This window comes from Luteibacter sp. Sphag1AF (genome assembly GCF_014192715.1).
Taxonomy (GTDB): Bacteria; Pseudomonadota; Gammaproteobacteria; order Xanthomonadales; family Rhodanobacteraceae; genus Luteibacter.
Map to the genome: position 1 here is coordinate 501,493 of NZ_JACHYH010000003.1, position 7,688 is coordinate 509,180.

Consider the following 7,688-nt stretch of genomic DNA (forward strand, 5'->3'; position numbering starts at 1 on the left):
CGGCACGTCGGATCGGTGGACGACGGGGCGAAACGCGCGCGTTGCATGGAGGCTCTGTATCCAGGCCAGCGCGAGCCGGACGGCCCGCGCGGTATCACGTAAACGACCGGGCGCGCAGGCGCGCCGGCCATGGCGAGGATGACGGGATGCGTTGTGCCCCCCGTCATCGGCACCGCTTACTCGAACGCGAAGAAATCGCTGCCGTGCTGGTCGATCATTTCCAGAGCCTTGCCGCCACCACGGGCCACGCAGGTCAACGGATCATCGGCCACCTGCACGTGCAGGCCGGTTTCTTCGGAGATCAGGCGATCCAGGTCACGCAGCAGCGCACCACCACCGGTGAGCACGATGCCGCGTTCGGCGACGTCGGAGCAAAGCTCCGGCGGCGTCTGCTCCAGCGCAGCCTTGACCGCTGCCACGATGCCGGACAGCGGCTCGTGCAGCGCTTCCAGCACTTCGTTGGAGTTGATGGTGAACATGCGCGGCACGCCCTCAGCGAGGTTGCGGCCGGAGATTTCGATCTCGCGGACTTCGCTCTGCGGGAAGGCGCAGCCGATTTCCAGCTTGATGCGCTCGGCGGTGGACTCACCGATCAGCGTGCCGTGGTTACGGCGCACGTAATTGATGATGGCCTCGTCGAAGCGATCGCCGCCCACGCGCACCGACTGCGAGTAGACGATGCCGTTGAGCGAGATGACTGCCACTTCGGAGGTACCGCCACCGATGTCCAGCACCATCGAGCCGCGCGCCTCGTGCACCGGAATGCCGGCGCCGATGGCAGCGGCCATCGGTTCCTCGATCAGGAACACGTCGCGGGCGCCTGCGCCTTCGGCCGATTCCTTGATAGCGCGGCGCTCCACCTGGGTGGAACCGCACGGCACGCAGACCAGCACGCGCGGGCTGGGACGCAGCATGCGAGATCGGTGAACCTGCTTGATGAAGTGCTGAAGCATCGCCTCGGTCATGGTGAAGTCGGCAATGACGCCGTCCTTCATCGGACGCACCGTGGCGATATTGCCCGGCGTACGACCCAGCATGCGCTTGGCGTCGCCACCCACGGCCGCGACCGTGCGCGGACCACCCGGCCCGCGATCCTGGCGGATGGCGACCACGGAGGGTTCATTAAGGACGATCCCCTGGCCCCGCACATAGATCAGCGTATTGGCCGTGCCGAGATCGATGGAAATGTCGTTGGAAAAGAGTCCGCGAAACTTCTTAAACATGATGCGGCATGCGCCAATAGCGGGAAAAAGTAAGCGTGGCAGTCTAGATTGGACCCCTCCCCCACGCAAGGGCGAAGAAGTTAAGAAAGCCTTGTAAGTCTGAATGATGCGAGCATGTGCTCCCGCTTTTGCGTAATTCTGTACGTACAGGCGATATCGCCATCGGTCGTCTTTCGGGGTACGATTCGAGTCTTTGCCGGGCATTCGCCCGCCGCCCGCGGCAGCAGGGGTCTGCGCCGCCTCAACCGATATTGGGTCGCCCACGCATGACAGCCGTTATCTGCGGTTCCCTGGCTTACGACACCATCATGGTGTTCCCTGACCAGTTCAAGAACCACATCCTGCCGGACAAGGTCCATATCCTGAATGTTTCCTTCCTCGTGCCGCGCATGCGCCGCGAGTTCGGCGGCTGCGCGGGCAACATTGCTTATAACCTGAAGCTTCTCGGCGGTAACCCGATGCCGGTGGCCACGGTGGGTCAGGACTTCGCGCCGTACCGCGATCACCTGGTGAAGAACGACATCAGCCTGGACAACGTCCGTCAGTTCGACGACCAGTTCACGCCGCAGTGCTTCATCACGACTGACCTGGACAACAACCAGATCACCGCATTCCATCCGGGTGCGATGTCCAGCGCGCACGAAAATCACGTGCGCGACATCCCCGATTGCGAGTTCGGCATCGTGGCACCGGACAGCCGTGACGCCATGCTGCAGCACGTGGACGAGTTCGCTGCACGCGGCGTACCCTTCATTTTCGATCCGGGTCAGGCGATGCCGCTGTTCAACGGCGACGAGTTCCGCTCGATGATCGAAAAGTCGACCTACGTGATCGTCAACGATTACGAGTCGCAGCTGCTTCAGCAGCGCACCGGCTGGAGCGCCAACGAGATTGCCTCGCACGTAAAGGCATACATCGTGACTCAGGGCCCGCGCGGCTCACTGATTCACACCGATGGCCAGATCATCGAGATCCCGCCCGCACGCGAGCGCCAGGTGGTTGATCCGACGGGTTGCGGCGACGCCTATCGTGCCGGCCTCATCTTCGGCATCATGAAAGGCTACGACTGGAAGACCATCGGCCGCATGGCATCACTGATGGGGGCGCTGAAGGTCGAGCACCACGGTACGCAGAACCAGAAGTTCACGTACGACCAGTTCGCGGCCGAGTTCAAGGATCAGTTCGGCTACGCGTTCGCCTGAACGATTCAGCCGTCCAGATGAAAAAGGCGACGCAGCAATGCGTCGCCTTTTTTTGTTGTCTTCGGCGTGGCCTCAGGCGACGCGGAAACCCATCGTGGCTTCTACCGCCATCTTCCAGCCTTTGTAGAGCCTCTCGCGTTCTTCCTCGCCCATCGCCGGCTTGAAGCGATGATCGACGGCCCACTGTTTGGCGATGTCTTCCCGGCTTGACCAGAATCCGGTCGCGAGACCTGCCAGATATGCGGCGCCCAGCGCCGTGGTTTCCTGCACTTTCGGGCGTAGCACGTCGATGTTGAGGATGTCGCTCTGGAACTGTGCCGTGAAGTCATTGGCGATGGCACCGCCATCTGCGCGCAGCTCCTTCACGTCAATACCCGAGTCACCAACCATCGCCTCGAGCACGTCGCGCGTCTGATAAGCCATGGATTCCAGCGCCGCACGAACGAACTGTTCCTTCGTTGTTCCGCGTGACAGTCCGAATACAGCGCCGCGGACATCACTTCGCCAATAGGGTGCGCCGAGACCGACAAACGCCGGCACGAAGTAGACACCGTCGTTGTCACGCGCGCGCTCGGCGTAGGCCTGCGAATCGCTCGCCTTGCCAAACATGCGTAATCCATCGCGCAACCACTGAACCGCAGAGCCGGCAACAAAGATGCTTCCTTCCAGTGCGTACTCCACTTTGCCGTCCAGACCCCACGCGATGGTGGTCAGCAGTCCGCTCTTCGAGCGCACGGCTTTCTCGCCTGTGTTCATCAGAAGGAAGCACCCGGTGCCATACGTATTTTTGACCAGACCCGGCTCGAAGCACGCCTGACCAAAAAGGGCCGCCTGCTGGTCACCGGCGATGCCTGCAATGGGAACCTCACGCCCGAAGAAATGCTTCGGCAACGTCTGTCCATACACCTCGCTGGACGAGCGAACTTCGGGAAGCATGGCGCGGGGAACGTCTAGCATCTTCAGAAGTTCGTCGTCCCACTCGCGCTTGTAGATGTCGTACATGAGCGTGCGCGATGCGTTGGTGTAATCAGTGACGTGCACCTTGCCGCCGGTGAGGTTCCAGATGACCCAGCTGTCGATGGTGCCGAACAGGAGCTCGCCCTTCCGGGCCCGCTCGCGCGCGCCTTCCACCTTGTCGAGAATCCACTTGACCTTGGTACCCGAAAAATAGGCATCAATCAGAAGGCCCGTCTTCTCGCGAACCATCTCTTCGTGGCCGTCCGCCTTCAACTTCTCGCAGATGTCCGCCGTCTGACGGGACTGCCAGACAATGGCGTTATGGATGGGTTGCCCGGTCTTTTTGTCCCAGACCACCGCCGTTTCCCGCTGGTTCGTGATGCCGATCCCGGCAATGCACGAGGCGTCGATACCTGAACTGCTGATCACTTCAGTAAGCGTGGTGAGCACACTGGTCATGATTTCGCGCGGATTGTGTTCGACCCAACCCGGTTGCGGGAATATCTGGGGAAATTCGCGCTGCGCCATGCCGGCAATGGAGCCTTCGTTATCAAACAGGATGGCACGGGAACTGGTGGTGCCCTGATCAATGGCAAGGATGTATTTTTTAGTCGTCACGTCAGTGTCCTCGTGTCAGCCGGCAACAGCATTGAAGAAGAAGGCGGCAAGCAACGCACCCACGATGGGGCCGATGATGGGCACCGGCGCGTACGCGAAATCCGAGCCGCCCTTGCCAGGAATGGGAAGCAGCGCATGGGCGAGTCGCGGGCCCAGGTCGCGTGCAGGATTGATCGCGTAACCGGTAGGTCCGCCCAGGCCCATGCCGATCACCACCACCAGCGACGCGACAGCCACAGGGCCCATGCCGTTGGTCAAATTGTTTGCGCCAATCGCGAGCACGCCGTACACGAGGACGAATGTGCCGATCACTTCGGTGAGCAGGTTTGCAGGGATATTTCGCACGGCAGGAATGGTGCAGAACACGCCCAGCTTGGTCGTCGGATCATCCGTGCGCGCCCAGTGCGCCAGGTAGGTCAGGTACGTGAGTACCGCGCCCGCGAAAGCACCGGCCATCTGTGCCGCAATGTAGCCGGGGACCAGCGCCCAGGACAGCTTGCCGATGGAAGCCATCGCAATCGTGATGGCAGGATTCATGTGCGCGCCGCTCGCCGCCGCCACGAATATGCCCATCAACACCGCAATACCCCACGCCACGGTGATGACGATCCAGCCAGAGTCCTTGGCTTTGGAATCTTTAAGAAGCACACCTGCCACAACGCCATCACCCAGGAGGATCATGACCATCGTGCCAAGGAATTCACTCAGATAAACCGACATGCGTATCTCTCCTTGAATGTTCTTTTTCGGGTCAGCGGGTGATTCATGCGCACCGGATCGTCAGTGATTCTGTCGCGCCGTTCTGGCCAGATAGGCGTCCAGACGAACGGTCTGATCCGACGTGAAATGAAGGCCCAGTTTGCTGCGCCTCCACAGAATGTCTTCGGCATACCGCGCCCATTCGTGGTGTACGAGGTAGTCCACTTCGGCCTGATAGAGGTCTGCACCGAAGTGCTCACCAAGTGTCTCCAGACTGGTCACCTCCCCAAGAAGCTCGCGGGCACGGGTGCCGTAGCTATGCGCGAGACGCCAGGCCATCGTCTCCGGAAGCCAAGGGCGGGTACTCCTGACATCGGCAATCAGCGCATCCATGTCGCGCTCGCCTCCGCCGGGAAGTGGCGTCGCATTGGCCGTCCAGGCCGGCTGGCGATTACCCAGAAGCGGCGCCAGTCTGTCGATGGCTTCTTCGGACAGCTTGCGGAATGTCGTGAGCTTTCCGCCAAACACGTTGAGCAGCGGCGCGCCTTGCGTATCCAGATCCAGAAGGTAGTCGCGAGTGACTTCCGATGCGTTGCCCGATTCGTCCTGGAGCAGCGGGCGAACACCGCTATACGTCCATACGACATCTGCGCGAGTCAGCGTTTTCTTGAAATAGCGATTCGCCGCTTCGCACAGATACTGAGTTTCTTCGACGTCGATGGTCGGCTTCGACGGATCAGCGTGGTACTCGATGTCCGTGGTTCCGATAAGCGTGAATTCCCTTTCATAAGGGATTGCGAACACGATACGGCGATCAGGCTGTTGGAAAATATACGCGTAACGATGATCGAAAATCTTCGGCACGACGATATGGCTTCCCTTTACCAGTCGCAGCGAATGGTCATGCTTGATGTGCGCGACGTTATCCAGGAAAGAGGCGGCCCATGGACCTGCCGCATTGACCAGGGCACGGGCGCGCACCGTCGTTTTCGTACCGTCTGCGGCGACCAGTTCAGCCGTCCATCCGTCCTGATCGCGCGCCGCATGTGTGCATTCCGTATGTGTACGGATCTGCACGCCACGAGTCAGTGCATCCATCGCGTTCAGGACCACAAGGCGCGCATCCTGTACCCAGGCGTCCGAGTAGACGAAGCCCACCTTGAACTCGCTGCGCAGTGGCTCACCCGTCACGTGCTTGCCGAAGCGAACACGTCGCGACCCCGGCAAGGTGCGCTTGCCGCGTCCAAGGTGGTCGTAGAGAAATAATCCGATACGGATCATCCACGCGGGACGCAGGTGTGGCTGATGTGGAAGCACGAAGCGTAGCGGCCAGATGATGTGCGGTGCGGCGCGAAGAAGTACTTCGCGCTCCGCGAGCGCCTTGCCTACGAGGGCGAATTCGAACTGCTCCAGATACCGCAAGCCACCATGGATCAGCTTGGTACTTGCGCTTGAGGTATGCGCGGCAAGATCGTCACGCTCGCACAGGACGACGGAAAGCCCCCGCCCGGCAGCATCCCGGGCGATACCTACGCCATTGATGCCTCCACCCACTACCAGGACGTCGACTTGCTCGGTCATGCCACGCTCCGCTCAAAGGAGGGCTTGCACTGGCGATTTCGCATTTACGAACATTTCACGCACGAGATCGGCAGTCCATACCCGTCTATCGAGCATAAACGAACAAAATCGAACATCGCACGCTGCACCGCAGCGTAACCGGATACTTGAGGCGGTGTGGCCTGGTGGATATGCGGATCGTCTGGCGGTATCAGCGGGGCACGTGGGAAGGGAAGCCCGTATGGCTCTAGTTGTGCGCGTCGGCGATATGCAACGTGGTGCCTGCCTCGATCAGCGCGGAGAGCAACGGCGCCGGAGGCTGTCGATCCGTGTACCAGGCGCTGATGCTCCCCAGATTGCCAAGGCGAACCATCGCATTCCGCCCGATCTTGCTGTGGTCAGCAGCGAGGAACACCTGTCGCGAGTGCTCGATGATGGCCTGTGCGACGCGGACCTCGTGGTAATCGAAGTCCAGCAGCGTGCCATCCAGCTCGATACCGGAAATTCCGATGACGCCGAAGTCCACCTTGAACTGGCGTACCAGCTCAATGGTGGCCTCGCCGGTGACGCCATGATCCCGACCACGCACGACACCACCGGCGACGATCACCTCGAAGGTCGGATTATTGCTGAGCATGATCGCGACATTTAGGTTGTTTGTGATCACGCGAAGACCGCGATGATCCAGCAACGCACGCGCGACGTCCTCATTGGTGGTGCCAATATTGATGAACAGCGACGCGCCGTCGGGAATATGGCTGGCCAGCAATGACGCGAGGCGTCGCTTTTCCGCCTGTTGAAGTCCCTGGCGCGCGGTATATGCGAGATTTTCCACGCTCGAAGGAGCCTTCACTCCGCCGTGATAACGGCGAATGAGGCCAAGGTCGGCAAGCAGATTGAGGTCGCGACGAATGGTCTGCGGGGCCACATCGAAGTGGGCCGCCAGATCTTCAACGGCCGCGAAACCATCGCGCTGAACCATGGCGACCAGCTCTTCCTGCCGCCGATTAAGAATAGGTTCCATGGGCCCTCCAACTGAACGCAACACAAGCCATCATGCAGCTTGCCGACCTCAATGTCATGGCGCGCCGCGGTGTAATCAGTGCGAGTGCGCTGCTTTTGTCGCCTCCCCGTAAACTTACTCCAGACATAAACCGAGGTCCCCGGGCAAAATATCCCCAAGGAGACCTACGATGCGCAAAAGCAAATTCACCGAGAGCCAGATCGTTGCGACGCTAAAGCAGGTCGAAGGCGGCAGGCAGGTCAAGGACATGTGCCGGGAGCTGGGCATTTCCGAGGCGACCTATTACACCTGGAAATCGAAGTACGGCGGAATGGAAGCGTCGGACGTTCATCGCCTGCGCGACCTGGAAGCGGAGCACAACAAGCTCAAACGCATGTACGCGGATTTGGCGATGGAGAACCACGG

General features: G+C 60.5%; 7 protein-coding genes. 2 read left to right on the plus strand and 5 right to left on the minus strand.

Annotated elements, in window-relative coordinates:
- Positions 1-176 precede the first annotated feature (176 nt).
- Positions 177-1,223: a rod shape-determining protein gene (locus tag FHW69_RS11690; protein ID WP_183423223.1), complete on the minus strand. Its 1,047-nt coding sequence runs from the start codon at positions 1,221-1,223 to the stop codon at positions 177-179.
- Between the two features lie 266 nt (positions 1,224-1,489).
- Here FHW69_RS11690 and FHW69_RS11695 point away from each other — a divergent pair, with 266 nt between their 5' ends.
- A complete protein-coding gene (locus tag FHW69_RS11695; protein ID WP_183423224.1) occupies positions 1,490-2,425 on the plus strand; it encodes a carbohydrate kinase family protein in 936 nt (311 codons plus the stop codon).
- Between the two features lie 72 nt (positions 2,426-2,497).
- On the opposite strand, the gene glpK is transcribed toward FHW69_RS11695, so the two are convergent.
- From glpK to FHW69_RS11715, 4 genes are all read right to left on the minus strand, one after another.
- Positions 2,498-4,000 (minus strand): glycerol kinase GlpK, encoded by a 1,503-nt coding sequence (glpK, locus tag FHW69_RS11700; protein ID WP_183423225.1) that lies wholly within the window; start codon positions 3,998-4,000, stop codon positions 2,498-2,500.
- A 15-nt stretch (positions 4,001-4,015) separates the two neighbouring features.
- Positions 4,016-4,720 (minus strand): MIP/aquaporin family protein, encoded by a 705-nt coding sequence (locus FHW69_RS11705; protein ID WP_183423226.1) that lies wholly within the window; start codon positions 4,718-4,720, stop codon positions 4,016-4,018.
- A 60-nt stretch (positions 4,721-4,780) separates the two neighbouring features.
- A complete protein-coding gene (gene glpD, locus FHW69_RS11710) occupies positions 4,781-6,280 on the minus strand; it encodes a glycerol-3-phosphate dehydrogenase (RefSeq protein ID WP_183423227.1) in 1,500 nt (499 codons plus the stop codon).
- Positions 6,281-6,506: 226 nt separating this feature from the next.
- On the minus strand, positions 6,507-7,283 hold the full coding sequence (locus tag FHW69_RS11715; RefSeq protein ID WP_183423228.1) for a DeoR family transcriptional regulator: 777 nt from the start codon (positions 7,281-7,283) through the stop codon (positions 6,507-6,509).
- 169 nt (positions 7,284-7,452) lie between these two features.
- Between FHW69_RS11715 and FHW69_RS11720 the strand changes: the two genes are divergently transcribed.
- The coding region (locus FHW69_RS11720; RefSeq protein WP_183423229.1) for a transposase at positions 7,453-7,688 on the plus strand (236 nt) is incomplete at its 3' end.